Genomic DNA, 18,868 nt, shown 5'->3' with positions numbered 1-18,868 from the left:
AGGGCAGCGAACGGATGGCGAGAAGCGTTGCGGCAAAGAAGAACGCCAAACCGGCAAAACCGCCTTACGTGCTCGACGAGCAGGTCGGCTTCATCCTGCGCCAGGTGTGGCAGCGCCACAGCTCGATCTTCTCCCGTGACATCGGCACCAATTTGACGCCGACGCAATGGGCGGCGCTGTCGAAGCTCGCCGAGACCGGGCCGTGCTCGCAGAACCAGCTCGGACGTCTCACGGCGATGGACGTTGCGACCATCAAGGGCGTGATCGACCGCCTGACGGCGCGCGGCCTGACGGAAACGAGCCAGGATCCCGAGGACGGGCGGCGCTTGCTGGTCAGCCTGACGCGCGTTGGTCAGCAGCTTGCCGAGAAGCTGGCGCCGAACGCGCTCGCGATCACCCGCGAGACACTGGCGCCGCTCGACGCGAAAGAGCGCGAGACGCTGATGGCGCTGCTCAATAAGCTCCGGTGAGGAAGGTGCCGTAGGGTGGGCAAAGGCGCAACGCGCCGTGCCCACCATCTTCATCGCATTTGCAGGCGCAATGGTGGGCACGCTTCGCTTTGCCCACCCTACGATACCGAGCAAGGTGCCTCACCGTCACCCTGAGGTGGCCGCTTCTTCAGCGGCCCTCGAAAGGGCGACGGCCCCGCTGCGTCAGCTCGGCCGTTCATCCTTCGAGGCTCGCACACGGCGCCTTCGCGCCGTGCACTCGCACCTCAGGATGACGGTTTGGTGTTTTCGCGAGCCTACTTCGCTACCACTTCCGGTACCTTGCCCGCCGGCGGCGTGTTGCGGCTGCGCTGGGTGCGGACGATGCCGTCGATGATGGTCATGCCGATGCCGGGGAGATCGCCGAGCTGAACGCTCTCCAAAATGGTCTTGCCCGGCGAGTGCTGCGCCTTGTCCATGATGACGAAGTCGGCGGAGCGGCCGACCTCGATCAGGCCGCAATCGAGCTCGCGCATCCGCGCAGTGTTGCCGGTGGCAAGGCAGAAGGCGATCTCGGCCGGCAGCTCGCCGAGCGAGGACAGCATCGACACCATGCGCAAGATGCCGAGCGGCTGCACGCCGGAGCCGGCCGGCGCGTCGGTGCCGAGGATGACGCGGTGCAGATCGCCCATCTCGCGCGCGGTGCGCAGCGTGAACAGGGCCGAGCGCTCGTTGCCGTTGTGCACGAGCTCGAGGCCGCGCTTGCAGCCTTCGCAGATGCAGCGGATCTGGTCGTCGGGGAGCGCCGTGTGGCCGCCATTGATGTGGCCGACCACGTCGGTATCGGCCTCCAGCACCACGTCCTTGTCGATCAGGCCTGAGCCGGGGATCGAGGGCCCGCCGGTGTGGATGGTGCTCTGGATGCCGTATTTACGCGCCCAGCCGACCATCTTGCGTGCGGTCGGGCCGTCCTTGACGCCACCGAGACCGACTTCGCCGAGCAGCTTGACGCCGTTGGCGGCCATCTCCTTGAAATCCTCCTCGACCATCTCGCATTCGATCACCGGCGCGCCGGCGTGAACCTTCACGCCGCCGGGGCGCAAGGTCCAGAACGCACGCTGGGCGTATACGGCCATGGCCTTGAGACCGACGACGTCGCGGGGGCGGCCGGGCATGTGCACTTCGCCGGCCGAGATCATGGTGGTGACGCCGCCGTGGAGGTAGCTGTCGATCCAGTTGATCTGGTTCTGCCGCGGCGTCCAGTCGCCGGCAACGGGATGGACGTGGCTGTCGATCAGGCCCGGCGCGACCGTGGTGCCGTGGGCGTCGACGATGGTGGTCGCGCCTTCGGTATCGACGTCCTTGAAGCGGCCGATCGCGGTGATCTTGCCGTTCTCGGCAACGATGGTGTCGCCGTCCAGGATCGGCTTTTCCAGGGCGCCGGACAGGATCAGGCCGATATTCCGGATCACGAGCTTCGAGGGTCCGGTGGCCTGGGGTGCATCATGCGCCATGGAAGGGGCTCCTTATTCCTAACTGCAACGCTTCCGATCTTGGGCAGCCTTGACCGCGGGATCAAGCCGGATTATTCATTAGTATACGAATGATCGTGTACAAACGACGCATAGCTGCCCGCCTCGGAACCGCATTGGAAGCGACAGGGAAGGTGAGATGAGCAATTTCAATCAGGAAAGCGTTTTGAGCGTCCACCACTGGACCGACACGCTGTTCTCCTTCAAAACCACCCGCAGCCCGACCTTCCGTTTCCGCAACGGCGAGTTCACCATGATCGGGCTCAAGGTCGGCGAGAAGCCGCTGCTGCGGGCCTACAGCGTCGCCAGCGCAAATTACGAGGACACGCTGGAGTTCTTCTCGATCAAGGTGCCGGATGGTCCGCTGACCTCACGGCTTCAGCACCTGAAGGAAGGCGACGAGATCATCGTCAGCCGCAAGGCCACTGGCACGCTGGTGATCGACAATCTGGAAGAGGGCCGCAACCTCTACCTCATCGGCACCGGCACCGGCCTTGCGCCGTTCCTGAGCGTGATCAAGGACCCCGAGACCTACGAGCGCTTCGAGAAGGTGGTGCTGCTGCACGGCTGCCGGCACGTCAAGGAGCTCGCCTATGGCGAGATGATCACCGAGACGCTGCCCAAGGACGAATTGATCGGCGAGTACATCCGGGGTCAGCTCGTCTACTACCCGACCGTGACGCGCGATCCCTTCCGCAATCGCGGCCGCATCACCGACCTCATCACGTCAGGTAAGCTGTTCACCGACATCGGCCTGCCGGCCCTGGAAGCCGCCCACGACCGCGTCATGATCTGCGGCAGTCCGGCCCTGGTCGCGGACACCCGCGTGCTGCTGGGCGAACGCGGCTTCATCGAGGGCAATCACGGCGAGCCGGCCCAGTTCGTGGTCGAAAAGGCCTTTGCCGAACGCTGAGTCATTTCCCTTCCGATGAGTCGGAACGGGGGGCTCTGGATTCTCATTTTGACGCGTTTTCTTTACGCGAACCGATGTCCGCTTCGCTCGAAAACGCTATAGGCCCGTAATTCCTGCCCAATAAGGTCGCATTTTCGCCGCCGGGCGCCCGTTGCGGCGCCGATTCGGCGCACGATACTATATGGGAGCGAATCAGCGGAGTTCCCACATGGTTGCGGACAGCGACAGCAACATCGCCTGGCACCGGGTCCAGTTGAAGAAGAATCGCGCCGAGTTGAAGGCGCTGGAGACTGCGCGCTTCACGATGGGCGAGATCGCCTCGTCGAAGCGGAACGGCCACACCCAGAAGACCATCGCGGAACTCAAGCGCAAGATCGCGCAGTCCGAGCGGGTGATCGCCGATCACGACAAGCGCACGCGCCGACCGCTCGCGACCGACCTGCAAAGCCTGAGCAATGGCAGCTGGAGCCATTGGGACGCCTACACCAGCCAGCAGCAGCGCAAGACCGGGCAGCGACCTCCGGGACGCGGATAGGTCTTTCGACGTCTGCGGCCGAAGCGGGTGCACGTTCCGCCCTTGCACCGGCCGCGCCGCGCACCATCTGGTTGAGACGCCAGCAATCACTCCGGTGAACCCATGACAGCGCGCCTCGATTTCACCAGCGAGGCCTTCTTTCGCGATCCGCCCAAGGCGATCGCGACGCTGCGCATGTCAGGCCCCGTGGTGGCGACGCGATTTCCTCTCATCGGCGACGTCTGGATCACCACGACCCATGACGCCACCGCGCACGTCCTGAAGGACAGCACCACCTTCACGCTGCGAAAGGAGGATGGCGACGTCGCCGGTCTGCGCTGGTGGATGCCGAGATACGTCAGGACCATCGCCAACAACATGCTGACGATGGACGAGCCGGATCACACCAGGCTGCGCAGCATCGTGGACGAGGCTTTTCGTCGGCGCGCCATCGTCGCGATGGAGCCGCGCATCCGCGCCATCGCCGACGATCTCGCCGGCGAGCTCTTTGCGAACGGAAACCCGGCCGATCTCGTCCAGCGCTACGCGCGTATCCTGCCGCTTGCGGTGATCTCCGAGCTCCTGGGCCTGCCTCCGGCGGACCGTCCGCGATTCATCGCTTGGGCCAACGCGATGTCCTCGCTGACCAATGTCGTCAGCTTCTTCCGCTTGCTGTTCGCGTTCCGCAAGATGCGCGCTTACCTCGAACGGCAGTTGCAAATCGCGCGTTTACAGGGCGGCGAAGGCCTGATCGCGGAGCTGGTCCAGGTCGAGCGCGAGGGCGGCCAGATCACGCCGGATGAAATGGTCTCGATGGTGTTTCTGCTGCTTGCGGCCGGCTCGGAGACGACCACGCATCTCATCAGCGGTTCGGCTTACGAACTGCTCAGGAATCCTGGGTTGCGCGATTGGCTCGAAGAGGACTGGAGCCGCGTCGGCCTCGCCGTCGAGGAGTTCCTGCGCTTTGTCTCGCCAGTGCAATTCTCCAAGCCGCGCTATGTGCGGCGGGATGTCGAGGTCGACGGCGTGCGCCTGAAGAAGGGCGATCGCGTCATGGTGATGCTCGCCGCGGCGAACATGGATCCCACGGTGCACGATGATCCCGAGAAGCTCGATCTCGAACGCAAGCCTAACCGCCACCTCTCGTTCGGAACAGGAATCCATTTCTGCCTTGGCCACCAGCTCGCGCGCATCGAGGCGGCGTGCGCGTTGGAAGCGCTGTTCGTGCGATGGCCGAAGCTTGGCTTGGCCGTCGATCCCGCCGCGGTCCGCTGGCGCAGGCGGCCGGGTTTGCGCGCGATTGCAAATCTTCCCGTCTCGACTGAGGGTCGCGGAACACCGGCGGCGCGCGCGGAAGCGATGATTGATCGTTCCCTCACCGCGGCGGGCTGAGATCAGCTCCTTTCGGAAAATCTTGGTCGAGCGCTGTCAGTCAGGAACGGTGAGCCGTTGGTCCTGTTGTCATTAGGACGTCGGAGACGACGGGAGTTCCTTGGCCGCATGTCGCAGATCGACGTCTTAACGGGAGACAAGATCATGGCCAGCAAGATGCCGCCTGTTCCGCCGGAAAATCAGAGCCCGAAGGGAACCGGCGATACCAAGCAAGAGTCGCCCAATCAGACCCCGCGCGGTCAACAGCGCGTGGAAAATCCGGATCAGCAGGGACAGCAGGGCAACATCAAGCAGAACACGACCAATCAAGGCTATCAGCAAGATCGCTGAGGAGGGCGACATTCATGTCGACATCCACCAAGACACCGAACAGCATTCGTCAGGGCGGACCTGGCGCTTCGCATGAGAATGCGAAGGCCCCGTTGGAGGTGAAGAAGCCGCCGGCGGACGATTTGCAGCGCAGCCATAGCCGGATCTCCGGCGGAGGCGGCGAGCGCGATTCTCATCACAGTCACGATGAAGCCGGAAAGGGCGGAGGCAGGTAGTTCATGAGCAGCAAGCAACCCAAATTGTACAGGCCGAGCGAAAGGGACATGCGTGACAATCCTCTGATCGGAGGATCAAAGGGGGCCACCATGGCGGGCGTGTCACCCGACGATCTCGAAGATGCTCTCGGCGAGAACACGATCGAAGGCGATCGCGAGAACGATGTCGGCATCGGCGGCGGCATCGACAAGGACGTCGCACATGGCGGCGCGCACCGAAGAGGTCGGTAGCTTCGGAGAACGAGCATGCAAGGCAAAAAGACCCACGAGCAGCAGGTTCGCATCCTCGAGCGCAAGCCCGATGTTCCGAACGCGCGCGAGCTCGATCAGGCGATCGGTCGCAAGTCCGGGGACGCTGCCATCCATCACGCGCGTCCGGACGCCAGGCACAGCGAATACGCGGTAAGTCGCGGCGGCCTCAATCAGGAGAGCGACCACAACAAGCACAACGATCCCGGCCAGAGCGGCCACAAGCCGCCGAAGCCAATGCCGGCACAACAGAAACACTGAGCGTTCAAAGGGGGCGATCACTGCAAGAGGAGAAACCGATGCCAGCTGGGCGCGGCAGCAAGACGCACTTCAGATCGGGCGTGCATGGCAAGGGCGACGGCACCGGTGCCATGGCCGATATTCTCAAGGACAAGATCGGCGACAACATGGTGCTGTCCAATCGCGACAAGACGCAGCATTCGGACATTCGCGGCATGGATGGCAAGTTCATCCAGACCGAGCAGTATCAGGATCACGCAGCCAACCGGCTCGACGAGGAGCCAGGGACTGACGAGACCTGATAGGGGGCGTTCCTCCCGACCAACTGGCGGACCGGTGTTCAGCCGGTTCGCTTTTTTGTCGGCGCGAGATCGCGCTCCCAGCCGAACACGGAGCGGCCGTCGAGATCGGGCGAGGCGGCGCGCTCGCCGGCGATGTAGGCTTCGACCGAGGGGCCTTGTGCGGTCCGCTCCAGCCGCCGCGCCTGGTCGTCGAGGCGCTTGATGGCCTGCATCTCTTCTTCGCGCCCGAGCTTGGCGTTCTGGATCGCGCCCTTCAGCACGCGGATGGTCTCGTCATAGACCTTGATCGGAACGGGGTAGGGATGCCGGTCCTTGCCGCCATGGGCGAGCGAAAAGCGCGCGGGATCTTTGAAACGATAGGGCGCGCCGTGCACGACCTCGGCGACCATCGCAAGTGAGCGTACGGTGCGCGCACCGACGCCGGGCGTCAGCAACAGCTCCGGGAAATCGACCGGGCCGCGCTCGGCCGCAGCAGCGAGGGTGCCGTGCAGGCGGCGTGCGAACACGTCCTTGGGACGGACGTCGTGATGCGCGGGCATGATCAGGTGCGGCAGCATGGCTTGCGCCGGCGCGAGGCCGGTGAGCCGTTCGAACTCGGAGACAATGCGATCCGGGCCGAGGCCGCTCAACAGCTCGAGCTGCGCGGTGCGCGAGACATCGGCGCGATGGTCGGTGAGATTGACGATCTCGCCTTGCTGCGGACCGTCGATCGCACTGTGCGGCGTATCGACAAAACTCTTCAGCGCCTCGGAATGCCAGTGATAGCGGCGGGCCTGCCGCTTGTCGCCGTTCATGCCCTGCTGCACCACGGTCCATTTGGCGTCCGCGGTAACGAAGAAGCCGTGGAGATAGAGGTCGAAGCCGTCCTGCACAGCCGCGCTGTCGACTTTCGCCACCAGGCGGCTGGCACGCGTCAGCTTGGCGCCGTCGATGCCGACGCGCTCGCCGAGCTGCAGCAGCTCGTCCGGCGTCTTGCGCGAATGCTGGCCGCGGCCGCCACAGACATAGATGCCGAGCTCGTCCTGGAGCGGTCCGAGTCCACGCTTCAGCGCGCCGATCACGGAGGTCGTGATGCCCGAGGAGTGCCAGTCCATCCCCATCACGGCGCCAAATGATTGAAACCAGAACGGATGCGACAGCCGCTGAAGAAACGCATCACGGCCGTAATGATGAACGATCGCCTCGGTGACGATCGCGCCGAGCGAAGCCATGCGGCTCGCAAGCCACGGCGGAACCCGCCCGGTGTGGAGAGGAAGATCGGCGCTGCCGGTACGTCGAGTCATGAGCATCTCAAGTTAGCGCAATTCGGCAACGGTTGCATCAGCGGAATGATGCGTTGCACTGGATGGGGGAGCCAAGCTGACCGGCAGGCGTTGAGCGGGCTACGCGAATGCAGTGATGGGGACAACAATGAGTTGGCAGGCCCTCATGGCCGACATCGACGGGATGTTCGGCTGGATACCGTCTTGGTTTGTCGGCCTCAGCCTGGTTGCCGGCGCGATCCTGCTTGCCCTTTCTATCGGTTCGCGGCCTGGCTGCTCAAGCGCGCCTTCGGAACTCGTCTGCCGCTTCTGAGCGTATTCATCGACCGGACCGCCGGTCCGGCCCAACTCGCCCTTTGCCTCGCCGCCGTCGCGCTGGTGCTGCCGCTTGCGCCACTCGACGACATGATCCGAACGCCGCTGATGCGGCTGTTCGTCGTCGCCGTCATCGCGCTGATCGGCTGGATCTCGATCCGGATCGTCGACATGAGTGCGGCGCGCTATCTCCAGAACTTTCGCGACGTCACCGAGAACTTCATCGCGCGCAAGCACGTCACGCAGGTGCGCGTGTTCAAGCGCGTCACCGACACCATCATCGTCATCATCACGGTGTCCGCCGCGTTGATGACGTTCGATTCGGTGAAGCAATATGGCGTCAGCCTGTTCGCCTCCGCCGGTGCCGCCGGTATCATCGTCGGTCTCGCCGCACGGCCGCTGCTGAGCAATCTGATCGCAGGCTTGCAGATCGCCATCACCCAGCCGATCCGCATCGAGGATGCCGTGATCATCGAGAACGAGTGGGGATGGGTCGAGGACATCGCCGCGACCTATGTCGTGATCCGGCTATGGGACTGGCGCCGCATGGTGGTGCCGCTCTCCTATTTCATCGAAAAGCCGTTCCAGAACTGGACCCGCGACACCGCCTCCCTGATCGGCGTCATCGCGCTCCATGTCGATTACCGTGCCGATGTGGCGCGCATCCGTGGCTGGCTGGAGGAGGCGGTGAAGCACTCCAAGCTCTGGGATGGTGCCGTGGTCAATCTCCAGGTAATCGACGCGGATTCGCGCACCATCGAGCTTCGCGCGCTGGTCAGCGCGGGCAATGCGCCGCAATCCTGGGACCTCCGCTGCGAGATCAGGGAAAAGCTCGTGGCCTTCATCCGCGACGAGATGCCGGAGGCGCTGCCGCGCGATCGCGCGATCCTGATCCCGTCGGCCGACGATGACGGCGATCTTCTCCAGCGCGTCGCGCCACCGGAGAAGATGCGGGCGAGTGCACGCAACTGAAGCCGATCAGCCGGCACCAACCACGGCCGCGTCGGTTTGCCGCTCGGAGCGCGGTCGCCGCTTACGCAATTTCCGCCGCGCCCAGATCAGGAGGCCGGTCGAGAGCAGCGTGAGCAGTGCGATCGACGTCACGACGTTGAGCGGCGAGGCGATCAGCGCCGACCAGTTTCCCTCATGGATCAGGCGCGGCCAGTTGCGCGGCAGCGGTGTGACGTCGGACGAGCTCACGGCATAGGCGCGCAACTCTCCGCCGTCATAAAGTCTCGCCATGATGCGGCCGCCGCGTGTACCGATCGAGATTATATGCGACAGCTCATGCGAGGCTGCGACCAGGCGTATCGCGTCGGGCAGGGGAAGAGGACGGCCGGCGTCGGCCGGCGCGGTCGCGCTCTGAAAGGTGAGGCCGAAGGCCATGCACAGGCCGGTCAGCGGGCTCAAGAGGACGAGCGGCAGCGCGAACCAGGCCGTGCCCTTGTGCCATCCGGACAGCGTGTTGCGCAGCCGCGGCAGCCCCATGAGGATGCCGAGCACCATCAAGGCCACCATGGCTATGGTCGAACTCGTCACCAGCCACGCCTGGCCGAGCAGCCGCTCATGCGTGATCCGCGCCCACAGGAAGAGATCGCTGAGGCCGGAGCTGGCGGCGGCAGGCGCGCCGGTCACGAGGTCGATTGCCGGCGTGCCGGTGCCCTGCAGCGTCATCCGCTGACCGGCCGCATTGATCGAAAGCCCGCGCGCCTTGCTGTCCGGATCGTACCTCTTCACCAGCTCGACGACGCGTCCGGGATCGATCTCCGGACCGCCGATGCCACTGACTTGCACCACGGGCTCGAAGGCCAGGATCAGGCCGGTGGCGATGATCGCGAACAGGGGAAGCGCAAAGACCAGCGTGATCCAGCGATGGAGTGTCAACAATAAAGGCTTGCTCATTCTCTGTCTCCGGCGATGCCAGGTTTTGGTCGCCTAACGCAGGCCCGAAGACAAATGACGCTTTGTCCATGTTGCAGCGTTGATCTGCAGCAAATGGAGCCGAGGCTATCGGCGATGCTGCGATCGCCAATCGTTCGCATATTTTCGACAGGCTGCAGCAGCCGCGTCGTGCGTTCGAGATCGGCGACACCTACTCGCGCGTCGCCCCAGTCGCGCCGCGCAAGCCGGCCTGCCGCTGGATCGTGTCGAGCGCGCCGGATGACTGCTCGTCCGCCACGAAGCGGTTGAGCAGCGGGAGCGCGTCCTCGCGCCCTTTGGGAATTGCGATCGCCATATGCTCGGCGCCCCAATTGCCGTCGAGAATCCTTGCGCCCGGCATTTGGTCGGACATCTCGAACAGCGTCGGCTTGTTGGTCGCGTAGAGATCGATCTCGCCACGGCCGAACATGCCGACGGCCACCTTGACGCTTTCGGCGGAAACGATGGTCGCGTTTTTGAACTTGGCCGGCAGCGTGCGCTCGGAGGTCGAACCCTTGGTGACGCCGATCTTCACGCCGGGCTTGTCGATGTCCTCCACCTTGCCGATCGGCGAATTGGCCGGGACGAGAAAGCCGAGCTCGATCGCCAGCACCGGTTGGCTCGTGAGGCGAGCCTCACTGGGCGCGGATGTTGGCGGCCTTCAGCACCGGCTCCCACTTCGTCGCCTCGGCATGCATATAGGCGTCGAAGTCCTTGGCGGAGGAGCCGACTGGGGTGGCGCCGATCTTGCTGAGCGTCGACAGCACGCTTGGATCCTGCAACGCCGCCTTGAGGTCGGTTTCGAGCTTGGCGACGATCTCCGGCGGCATCTTCGCCGGACCAAGCACACCCCACCAGACCGAGACGTCGTAGCCGGGCACGCCGGCTTCCGCGACGGTCGGAACATCCGGCAACGCCTTGGAGCGCTGGGCCGAGGTCACCGCGAGTGCGCGCACCGGGCCGCCTTCGAGCTGGCCGATCGCTTCCGCGAGCGGATTGATGCTGAGCGGAATTTCGCCGGCGATCACCGCCGTGAGCGCCGGAGCGCCGCCCTTGTAGGGGATCGCCACGATCTTGCTGCCCGACATGTATTTGAGCAGCTCGCCGGCGAGATGCGCCGAGGTGCCGTTGCCGGACATGCCGTAGGAGAGCTTGTCCGGCTCCTTCTTCGCCGCAGCCAGGAGATCGCCAAGCGTCTTGTACGGGCTATCCTTGGCCACGACGATCGCGAGCGGCGAGGAGGCGACCTCGGTGATCCCAGTGAAATCCTTGAAGGTGTCGTAGGGCACGCTCGGATAGATGAACTGGTTGAGCGGATGGCCACTCGCGACCAGGATCAGCGTGTAGCCGTCGGGTGCGGCCTGCGTCAGCGCTTGCGAGGCAACGATGCCGCCGGCGCCGGGGCGGTTGTCGATCACCGGCTGCCGGCCCCAGGTCTTGGCCAGCGCCTGACCCAGCGTGCGTGCGAGCACGTCGACCGCGCCGCCGGCGGCGTAGGGGACCAGAATGTGGACCGGCTTGTTCGGGTAACTTTCGGCGGCCTGCGCGGCGCCGCCCGCCAGCAGCAGACCGGCACCCAGCATCATAGCGCCGATCTTCTTGTTCAAACCCAGCATTTCCCAGCACTCCTTGAGGACATTCGCGCGCCTGCCGGCGGACTTCAGGCCATTGCGGACGCCGCCCGTGGTTTTTGTTGACGAGACCTGATCTTTTGTACGATAGTACAAATCACATGGTACGCAAGTCCACCAGCAAGGAAACGATCCGCAAGCCGAACATGCGCGAGGCGATCCTCGCCGCGGCCGAGGAGCTGTTCGCCACCAACGGCTTCAATGCCGTCTCGGTACGCGACATCGCGCAGGCTGCCGGGGCCAATCCCGGCAGCGTGACCTATCATTTCAAGACCAAGGACGGCCTGCTGCTGGAGATCTACCGGCGCCATTGCGGGCCGATGAATTTGCGCCGATCCGAGCTGCTCGCGGCCGCCAAGCGCGTGCGCGATCTCCAGGATCGGCTGGAGGCGATCGTGCGCGCTTATGTGGTGCCGGCCTTCACCTCGGGCAGCGATCTCGCCGGCGGCGGGGCACGCTTCACGCGCCTGCGCGCCGTGATGTCGGCCGAAGGCAATGAGGTCGCGCGAAAGATCATCGCGCAGACTTTTGACGACACCAGCCACGCCTTCATCGACGCGATCCACGAAAGCTTGCCGCATATCCCGCGCACCGACATCGTCTGGCGCAGCCACTTCCTGCTCGGCGCACTTTATTATTCGCTGGTGACGCCCGAGCGCGTCTCGCGCCTGTCGCGCGGTGAGGCCGACGGCGGCGACGCCGCCAATGCCATCGAGCAACTGGTGCAGGCCACCGTTGCCGCGTTCCAGGCACCCGCGCTGGATCAAGCCGCGCCGGCGCGGCGGCGGCCGGTCGTCAGCAGCAAGACTTGAAAGACGCCGCCCGAGCGGAGGCGCCTCGCGCTTCCGCTCGCAAACGGACCATGTGATGGGGTGTTGAGGATATGAACAGGCGGGAGTGCTTGCATCTCTTGACCGGACTGGCCGGCGCAGCGCTCGCGAGCGAAGCGCGCGCGCAAGGCGGCGAGCAGAGATCGATTCCGACCATTGAGCCGCCGGATCCAAGTCCGAAAACGCCATCGTTCAAGCTGCCGGCAAAATCCTGTGACAGCCATACCCACATTTTCGGTCCGGCGTCTCGCTATCCGTTCTCCGAGAAGCGCCCCTACAACACGGCCGATGCGCCGCTGGAGGCATTCCGCAGCGTGCACGAGAAGATCGGCGTCGAGCGCTGCGTCATCGTCAATGCCACCGTTCACGGCACCGACAATCGCGTCGTCACCGATGCCATCGCCCAGAGCGAGGGCGCCTATAAGGGCATCGCCAACGTCAATGACGAGATGACCGAGAAGGAACTGGCGGCGCTCGACAAGGCCGGCATCTGCGGTTGCCGCTTCGCCTTCCTCAAGCGCCTCGGCGGCGTCGGCGACATGGGAAAATTCCAGCGCATCGTGCATCGGGTCGCCGAGCTCGGCTGGCATATCGACGTCTATTTCGAGCCGGGTACGATCGCCGAATTCGCGCCCATCCTCTCGGCGCTGCCGACGCGTTACGTGATCGATCATATGGGCACGGTGCAGGCGGGGAATGGCCTCGACGATCCGGGCTTCACGGCCTTGCTCGACCTCCAGAGGAAGGACGAGAAGTGCTGGGTCAAGATCACCGGCCTCGAACGTGCGTCGTCGGCCGGCAAGCCGTTCCACGACGCCGTGCCATTCGCCAAAGCGCTGATCGACAATGCGCCCGATCGCGTGCTGTGGGGCACCGATTGGCCGCATCCCAATGTCAAGGTCATGCCGAATGACGGCGAGATCGTCGACCTGATCCCGCTCTACGCGGCCAACGCAAAGCTCCAGCAGAAGCTGCTGGTCGACAATCCCGCGCGCCTGTTCAAGTTCACCTGAGACGATGATGTACAAGCCGACCATTCCGCCGCCCGACCCGAACACGCGCACGCCGAAATTCAGGCTGCCGAAGCTTTCGTGTGACGCGCATTGCCACATCTTCGGTCCCGGCGCGAAATACCCGTACGCGCCTGACCGTTCCTACACGCCGCCGGATGCGCCGCTGGAGGATTTCCGCGCGCTGCATGCCAAGCTCGGCGTCGAGCGCGCCGTCATCGTCAATGCCAGCGTGCACGGAACGGACAATACGGTGGCGCTCGATGCTATCGCGCAAAGCAACGGCGCCTATCGGGCCGTCGCAAACATCGACGACACCATCACCGAGCGGGGCCTGCGCGATCTGCATGACGGCGGCTTCCGCGGCTGCCGTTTCAATTTCGTCCGCCACCTCGGCGGCGTCCCAGATAAGGGCGTGTTCGACCGCATCATCGCCATGGTCGCACCGCTCGGCTGGCATATCGATCTGCATTTCGATGCAATCGATCTGCCTGAATATGCCGACATGCTGACAAGGCTGCCGCTGAGCTACACCATCGACCACATGGGACGAGTGAAGGCCTCCGATGGGCTCGACCAGCTTCCGTTCAGGATTTTGATCGAGCTGATGCAGCGCGACGAGAAATGCTGGGTCAAGATCTGCGGCTCGGAGCGTGTGTCCTCGGCCGGTCCGCCGTTCACGGATGCGGTGCCGTTCGCGCGTGAGATCGTCGAGACCGCGCCCGACCGCGTCATCTGGGGCACGGACTGGCCGCATCCCAATGTCAAGGTGATGCCGAATGACGGCGATCTCGTCGATCTGATCCCGCTGTTCGCGCCCGAGCCGGAGTTTCAGCAGAAGATCCTGGTCGACAATCCCGCGCGCCTGTTCGGGTTCGACCAATGACGGCGCTCGCGATCGACAAGCCGCGCGGCCGCGCCTGGTGGAAGGAGCTCTGGATCCAGGTGCTCATCGCCATGGCAGCCGGCATCGCGCTTGGGATCGCCAGCCCCGAGGCGGGCGCCAAGATGCAGCCGCTGGGCGATGCCTTCATCAAGGCGATCCGGATGCTGATCGCGCCGATCATCTTCTGCACCGTCGTGCATGGCATCGCGCATATGGCCGACATGGCGCGCGTCGGACGTGTCGCAGTAAAGGCGATCGTCTATTTCGAGATCATGACGACGATCGCGCTGATCATCGGCCTCGTCGCGGTGAACCTGCTCAAGCCCGGCGTCGGCATGAACATCGATCCCGCCAGCATCAATGCCAGCGCGATCGAGCCTTACGTCAAGCAGACCGGTGCGATCGGCTTCGTGCCGTTCCTGATGAACATCGTGCCCGCGACGTTCGTCGGCGCCTTTGCCGAGGGCAATATCCTCCAGGTGCTGTTTATCTCCGTACTGTGCGGTTTCGCGCTGGTACAGCTCGGCGAGCGTGCCGCGCCGCTGGTGCATCTGATCGACATTGCCGCCAAGATGGTGTTCGCCGTCGTCGGCTTCGTGATGTGGGCGGCGCCGATCGGCGCGTTCGGCGCCATCGCGTTTACGGTCGGCAAGTTCGGCGTGGGCTCGCTGGCCTCGCTCGGCAAGCTGCTGGGTGGCTTCTATCTCACCTGCGTAGTCTTTATCATCGTGGCGCTGGGCCCCGTCGCGCGTCTCTGCGGCTTCTCGCTGCTCAAGCTGATCCGCTACATCTGGGAAGAGCTGCTGATCTGCATCGCCACCACATCGTCCGAGACGGTGTTGCCGCGGATGCTGACGAAGCTGGAAAGGGCCGGCTGCGAGAAGAGCGTCGTGGGGCTCGTGATCCCGACCGGCTATTCCTTCAATCTCGACGGTACCTGTCTCTACCTCGCCGCGGCCTCGGTTTTCCTGGCGCAGGCAACCAACACGCCGTTCGGCCTTGCCGAGCAGATCGAGCTGCTGCTGATCCTGCTCGTGACCTCCAAGGGTGCGGCGGGAATTGCCGGCGCGGCCTTCGTCGTGCTGGCGGCGACGCTATCGGCCACCGGCACCATTCCGGTGACGAGCGTTGCGCTGGTGCTCGGCATTCATCGCCTGATGTCGCAGGGGTTGACGCCGACCAATCTGATCGGGAACGCGGTTGCGACGATCGCTATTGCCAAATGGGAAGGCGCGCTCGACAGCGAGCGTCTCCGGCGTGTGCTCGACCGCGAGGAACAAGCGGCCGCCGTGGCGTGATGAACCGGCTTCCTGCCTGAGGCAGGCGGCCTATGATGCGTACGAACGAAAGAGGGGAGTTTGTCCCATGAAAACCGGTCTCGTGATCACCGCCCATCCCGGCGATTTCGTCTGGCGCGCCGGCGGCGCCATCGCCCTGCATGCGAAGAAAGGCTATCGCATGAAGATCGTGTGCATGTCCTTCGGCGAGCGCGGCGAGAGCCAGTTCGCCTGGAAGGAGAAGGGGGCGACGCTGGAATCGGTCAAGGCCGGTCGCAAGGACGAGGCGGAGCGGGCCGCAAAGCTGTTAGGTGCCGAGATCGAGTTCTTCGATTGCGGCGACTATCCGTTGAAACTCACCGAGGCGCATTTCGACCGCATGGTCGACATTTACCGCGAGCTCAATCCGAGCTTCGTGCTGACCCACGCACTGGAAGACCCCTATAATTTCGACCATCCGAATGCCGCGCATTTCGCGCAGGAGACCCGCGTGGTCGCGCAGGCGATGGGCCACAAGCCCGGTGCGCAGTACAAATATTCGGCGCCGCCGGTGTTCCTGTTCGAGCCGCACCAGCCGGAGCAGTGCAATTACAAGCCGGACCTGCTCCTCAAGATCGACGAGGTCTGGAAGGAGAAGTACGAGGCGTTCCAGATCCTGGCCGCGCAGAAGCATCTGTGGGGCTATTACGAGCGCGTCGCGCTCAACCGCGGCATCCAGGGCAGCCGCAACACCGGCGTGCCCATGACCTATGGCGAGGCCTATCAACGTCTGTTTCCGACCGTTGCGGAGGAACTCGCATGAAGCCGGTCGTCGTTCGCAACATCAAGCGTGCCGATCCCGCCGGAATGGCGGAGTACGGCGTCTCGACCGTGCACGAGGCCTATGGCCGCATTGGGCTGATGAAGCCATATTTGCGGCCGGTCTGGCCGGGCGCGGCGATTGCCGGCCCCGCGGTCACCGTGCTCGCGCAGCCCGGTGACAATTGGATGATCCATGTCGCGGTCGAGCAGTGCAAGAAGGGCGATATCCTCGTCGTCGGCTGCACCACCGACAATACTGACGGAATGTTCGGCGAGCTGCTCGCGACTTCGCTCCAGGCTCGCGGCGTGCAGGGATTGATCATCGATGCCGGTTGTCGCGACGTCAAAGCGCTGCACGAGATGAAATTTCCGGTGTGGTCGCGCGCGGTCTCGGCCAAGGGCACGGTGAAGGCCACGCTCGGCTCGGTCAATGTCCCCGTGGTCTGCGCCGGCGTCAATGTCGACCCCGGCGACATCATCGTGGCCGACGACGACGGCGTCGTCGTGGTGCCGAAGCGGTACGCGGCCGAAGTCGCCGAGAAGGCGAAGAAGCGCAATGCGGATGAAGGCGGCAAGCGTAAGCGCCTGGCTTCGGGCGAGCTCGGTCTCGACATGTACGGCATGCGCGAGGCGCTGGCGAAAGCCGGGCTCGTCTATGTCGACAATCCCGAGGACGTCTGAGGCAACGGCGGGAGCGGGCGGATGGATCGTCTCAAGCTGAAGGCCGTGCTCGGCAGTCACCCCCATGTCCAGGCGGTGAAGAGCGGCGAATTCCGCTCCGACCTTTTCGACCTCGACTTCATCGAATACGCGCCGACCAACACGGCCTTCAAGCCGATGGTGCGCGAGCAGGCGTTCGACGTCTGCGAGATGGCAATCGTCACCTATCTGATGGCGAAGGCGCACGGCAAGCCGTTGGTGCTGCTGCCTGCGACTATGCTCGGCCGCTTCCAGCATGCCTATGCGCTCTACAATCCCGCACGCGGAACGCTCGGCCCATCCGACCTCGAAGGCAAGCGCGTCGGCATCCGCTCCTTCACGACCACGACCGGCGCCTGGATCAGGGGCATCCTCGCCAACGACTACGGCGTCAATCTCGACAATATCCGCTGGGTGACGTTCGAGGATCCGCACGTTGCCGAATATGTCGACACCACCGAGCGCGCGCCGAAGGACAAGAAGGTCCTCCAGATGCTGCTCGACGGCGAGCTCGATGCCGTCCTCGGCGAGACCTCTGATAATCCCAAGCTGAAGCCGCTATTCCCTGATCCCGCCGCGGAAGCCGCCAAATGGTACGCCCGGCGCGGCGTCGTGCCGGTTAATCATCTCGTGGTCGTGACCGAGCAGCTCGCCAAATCACGCCCCGACGTGGTCGCAGGCGTCTATGATCTGCTCAAGCGAAACAAGGAACAGATGGGCGCCGCGGCCTCGCCGGACCTCATTCCGTTTGGCATCGAAGCGAACAGGAAGCCGCTGGAGCTGATCGTCGACTACGCGTTCCAGCAGGCGCTGATCCCGCGCCGCTACGCGGTCGAGGAGCTCTTCGATGAAACGACATGGGGATTGAACTGATGGCGGATCCGAGGCGATGGCAGATCGGGCTGGTCGGCTATGGCGAGGTCGGCAGGATCTTGGCCGAGGATTTGCGCCAGCAGGACATCAGGGTCGCCGCCTACGACATCAAGCTCGGAGGCGAGCAGGGCGCTTCGCTGCAGGCGCATGCGGCGAAATTCGGTGTGGTGCTTGCAGGCTCTCATGCCGAGCTGACCGCGAAGTCGGATTTCATCGTGTCCGCAGTCACGGCAAGCCAGGCTGTTCCGGTGGCACAAGCCTGCGCGGCCGCGATCAACCAGGGCACCTGGTTCCTGGATTTCAATTCGGCCTCACCGGGCGCCAAGCAGCGCGCTGCTGCGCTGATCGATGCAGCTGCCGGCCGCTATGTCGAGGGCGCGGTGATGACCTCGGTGCCGCCGTACCGCATCAAGGTGCCGCTACTGCTCGGCGGTCCCGGTGCGAGAGAGCTCGAGCCGCTTCTGAACGCGATCGGCTTTGCCGCGAAGGTCGCCAGCGACAAGCTCGGTGTGTCCTCGGCGGTGAAGATGTGCCGCAGCATCATGATCAAGGGCCTGGAAGCCATGGTCATCGAAAGTTTCACCACGGCGCGCGCCTATGGCGTGGAAGATGCCGTGCTGGCGTCGCTTGCGGAAACTTTTCCCGGAATCGACTGGGAGAAGCAGGGCGCCTATTTCTTCCAGCGCGTGATCGAGCACGGCCGCCGCCGCGCCGAGGAAGTGCGCGAGGTCGCCGAGACCGTGCGCGAGGCGGGCCTGACGCCCTGGTCGGCGCAGGGCACGGCCGAGCGGCAGGCCTGGGTGGCGGATCTCGCCGATGACGGGCTGTTCGGCACCAAGGGCACCAGGGAATTCGCTCGCAGCGCTAACTGGCGCACCGAGGCGGACCGGATCCTCGCGAAGATCAATCGCACAAAATAATCAGCCTACGACCGCATCGCCGGTCTGGAAGCTCACGACCTGATCGCGGGCGCGTTCGATCAAGTCGATGAGATTTCTTGCTTTGCGGGCGAGCTGCTCCGTGGCCGGTTGCGTGCGGAATTCGGCCAGCACCGCGCGAACGCATTTGTTGGCGGCGTCGAGCGTCCAGAGCGTACGGCTGACGTCGTCCTGCGTCTGGATCCCCGAGATATCGAGATCCGATAGAACAAGGCCGATGCCGTCTAGCCGCTTCACCGCGCGATCGGTGGGCGTTCTGGCCTGGATGGAATGATAGTCGATGCTGCTGAATGCGCTGAACATATCCATAC

General features: G+C 64.3%; 23 protein-coding genes and 1 pseudogene. 18 read left to right on the top strand and 6 right to left on the bottom strand.

Annotation, left to right across the window (positions count from 1 at the left end):
- Positions 1–14 precede the first annotated feature (14 nt).
- Entirely contained in the window at positions 15–470 is a 456-nt protein-coding gene (locus tag AAE027_RS18530) for a MarR family winged helix-turn-helix transcriptional regulator (RefSeq protein ID WP_370986747.1), read from the top strand.
- A gap of 275 nt (positions 471–745) precedes the next feature.
- Here AAE027_RS18530 and AAE027_RS18525 read toward each other — a convergent pair whose 3' ends face one another.
- A complete protein-coding gene (locus AAE027_RS18525) occupies positions 746–1,942 on the bottom strand; it encodes an amidohydrolase family protein (protein ID WP_091888636.1) in 1,197 nt (398 codons plus the stop codon).
- A gap of 157 nt (positions 1,943–2,099) precedes the next feature.
- On the opposite strand from AAE027_RS18525, the gene AAE027_RS18520 reads away from it, so the two are divergent.
- The 8 genes from AAE027_RS18520 to AAE027_RS18485 all read left to right on the top strand — a co-directional run bounded on the left by AAE027_RS18520 (position 2,100) and on the right by AAE027_RS18485 (position 6,115).
- On the top strand, positions 2,100–2,873 hold the full coding sequence (locus AAE027_RS18520; protein ID WP_370986748.1) for a ferredoxin--NADP reductase: 774 nt from the start codon (positions 2,100–2,102) through the stop codon (positions 2,871–2,873).
- Positions 2,874–3,081: 208 nt separating this feature from the next.
- Positions 3,082–3,408, top strand: a complete 327-nt coding sequence (locus AAE027_RS18515; RefSeq protein WP_128946495.1) for a hypothetical protein — start codon at positions 3,082–3,084, stop codon at positions 3,406–3,408.
- A 102-nt stretch (positions 3,409–3,510) separates the two neighbouring features.
- Positions 3,511–4,779, top strand: coding sequence for a cytochrome P450 (locus AAE027_RS18510; protein ID WP_370986749.1), 1,269 nt, complete (start codon positions 3,511–3,513; stop codon positions 4,777–4,779).
- 144 nt (positions 4,780–4,923) lie between these two features.
- Entirely contained in the window at positions 4,924–5,109 is a 186-nt protein-coding gene (locus tag AAE027_RS18505; protein ID WP_091888822.1) for a hypothetical protein, read from the top strand.
- Between the two features lie 14 nt (positions 5,110–5,123).
- Entirely contained in the window at positions 5,124–5,324 is a 201-nt protein-coding gene (locus AAE027_RS18500) for a hypothetical protein (protein WP_091888628.1), read from the top strand.
- A 48-nt stretch (positions 5,325–5,372) separates the two neighbouring features.
- Positions 5,373–5,555, top strand: a complete 183-nt coding sequence (locus AAE027_RS18495) for a hypothetical protein (protein ID WP_245471220.1) — start codon at positions 5,373–5,375, stop codon at positions 5,553–5,555.
- A 15-nt stretch (positions 5,556–5,570) separates the two neighbouring features.
- Positions 5,571–5,834, top strand: coding sequence for a hypothetical protein (locus AAE027_RS18490; RefSeq protein ID WP_370986750.1), 264 nt, complete (start codon positions 5,571–5,573; stop codon positions 5,832–5,834).
- A gap of 38 nt (positions 5,835–5,872) precedes the next feature.
- Positions 5,873–6,115 carry a hypothetical protein gene (locus AAE027_RS18485; RefSeq protein ID WP_370986751.1) on the top strand — a complete coding sequence of 81 codons (243 nt, stop codon included), beginning with the start codon at positions 5,873–5,875 and terminating at the stop codon, positions 6,113–6,115.
- A gap of 38 nt (positions 6,116–6,153) precedes the next feature.
- On the opposite strand, the gene AAE027_RS18480 is transcribed toward AAE027_RS18485, so the two are convergent.
- Positions 6,154–7,398 (bottom strand): DUF763 domain-containing protein, encoded by a 1,245-nt coding sequence (locus AAE027_RS18480; protein WP_370986752.1) that lies wholly within the window; start codon positions 7,396–7,398, stop codon positions 6,154–6,156.
- Positions 7,399–7,525: 127 nt separating this feature from the next.
- Between AAE027_RS18480 and AAE027_RS18475 the strand changes: the two are divergent.
- A pseudogene (locus AAE027_RS18475) lies at positions 7,526–8,664 on the top strand (mechanosensitive ion channel family protein).
- A 6-nt stretch (positions 8,665–8,670) separates the two neighbouring features.
- Here the strand turns inward: AAE027_RS18475 and AAE027_RS18470 are convergent.
- The 3 genes from AAE027_RS18470 to AAE027_RS18460 all read right to left on the bottom strand — a co-directional run bounded on the left by AAE027_RS18470 (position 8,671) and on the right by AAE027_RS18460 (position 11,228).
- Positions 8,671–9,594: a PepSY domain-containing protein gene (locus AAE027_RS18470; protein WP_370986753.1), complete on the bottom strand. Its 924-nt coding sequence runs from the start codon at positions 9,592–9,594 to the stop codon at positions 8,671–8,673.
- 190 nt (positions 9,595–9,784) lie between these two features.
- Positions 9,785–10,225: a type 2 periplasmic-binding domain-containing protein gene (locus tag AAE027_RS18465; protein ID WP_370986754.1), complete on the bottom strand. Its 441-nt coding sequence runs from the start codon at positions 10,223–10,225 to the stop codon at positions 9,785–9,787.
- A 22-nt stretch (positions 10,226–10,247) separates the two neighbouring features.
- Positions 10,248–11,228, bottom strand: a complete 981-nt coding sequence (locus AAE027_RS18460) for a tripartite tricarboxylate transporter substrate binding protein (protein ID WP_370986755.1) — start codon at positions 11,226–11,228, stop codon at positions 10,248–10,250.
- Positions 11,229–11,344: 116 nt separating this feature from the next.
- On the opposite strand from AAE027_RS18460, the gene AAE027_RS18455 reads away from it, so the two are divergent.
- From AAE027_RS18455 to AAE027_RS18420, 8 genes are all read left to right on the top strand, one after another.
- Entirely contained in the window at positions 11,345–12,055 is a 711-nt protein-coding gene (locus AAE027_RS18455) for a TetR/AcrR family transcriptional regulator (RefSeq protein ID WP_370986756.1), read from the top strand.
- Positions 12,056–12,126: 71 nt separating this feature from the next.
- Complete coding sequence (locus tag AAE027_RS18450) at positions 12,127–13,086, top strand: amidohydrolase family protein (RefSeq protein WP_370986757.1); 960 nt, start codon at positions 12,127–12,129, stop codon at positions 13,084–13,086.
- A gap of 4 nt (positions 13,087–13,090) precedes the next feature.
- Positions 13,091–13,969, top strand: a complete 879-nt coding sequence (locus AAE027_RS18445) for an amidohydrolase family protein (protein ID WP_370986758.1) — start codon at positions 13,091–13,093, stop codon at positions 13,967–13,969.
- A complete protein-coding gene (gene dctA, locus AAE027_RS18440) occupies positions 13,966–15,267 on the top strand; it encodes a C4-dicarboxylate transporter DctA (protein ID WP_370986759.1) in 1,302 nt (433 codons plus the stop codon). The genes AAE027_RS18445 and dctA overlap by 4 nt, the downstream gene beginning before the upstream one ends.
- Positions 15,268–15,334: 67 nt before the next feature.
- Positions 15,335–16,048, top strand: coding sequence for a PIG-L deacetylase family protein (locus AAE027_RS18435; protein ID WP_027517331.1), 714 nt, complete (start codon positions 15,335–15,337; stop codon positions 16,046–16,048).
- Positions 16,045–16,728 (top strand): 4-carboxy-4-hydroxy-2-oxoadipate aldolase/oxaloacetate decarboxylase, encoded by a 684-nt coding sequence (locus tag AAE027_RS18430; RefSeq protein WP_370986760.1) that lies wholly within the window; start codon positions 16,045–16,047, stop codon positions 16,726–16,728. Before AAE027_RS18435 ends, AAE027_RS18430 begins: the two co-directional genes overlap by 4 nt.
- A gap of 21 nt (positions 16,729–16,749) precedes the next feature.
- Positions 16,750–17,619, top strand: coding sequence for a substrate-binding domain-containing protein (locus AAE027_RS18425; protein WP_370986761.1), 870 nt, complete (start codon positions 16,750–16,752; stop codon positions 17,617–17,619).
- Entirely contained in the window at positions 17,616–18,539 is a 924-nt protein-coding gene (locus AAE027_RS18420) for a DUF1932 domain-containing protein (protein WP_370986896.1), read from the top strand. The genes AAE027_RS18425 and AAE027_RS18420 overlap by 4 nt, the downstream gene beginning before the upstream one ends.
- Here the strand turns inward: AAE027_RS18420 and AAE027_RS18415 are convergent, their stop codons facing one another.
- Positions 18,540–18,860: a hypothetical protein gene (locus AAE027_RS18415; RefSeq protein WP_370986762.1), complete on the bottom strand. Its 321-nt coding sequence runs from the start codon at positions 18,858–18,860 to the stop codon at positions 18,540–18,542.
- Between the last annotated feature and the right edge of the window lie 8 nt (positions 18,861–18,868).

Origin of the sequence: Bradyrhizobium sp. DN3 (assembly GCF_041357655.1) — a bacterium.
Classification (GTDB): domain Bacteria; phylum Pseudomonadota; class Alphaproteobacteria; order Rhizobiales; family Xanthobacteraceae; genus Bradyrhizobium.
This window is presented reverse-complemented; position numbering and strand designations above follow the sequence as displayed.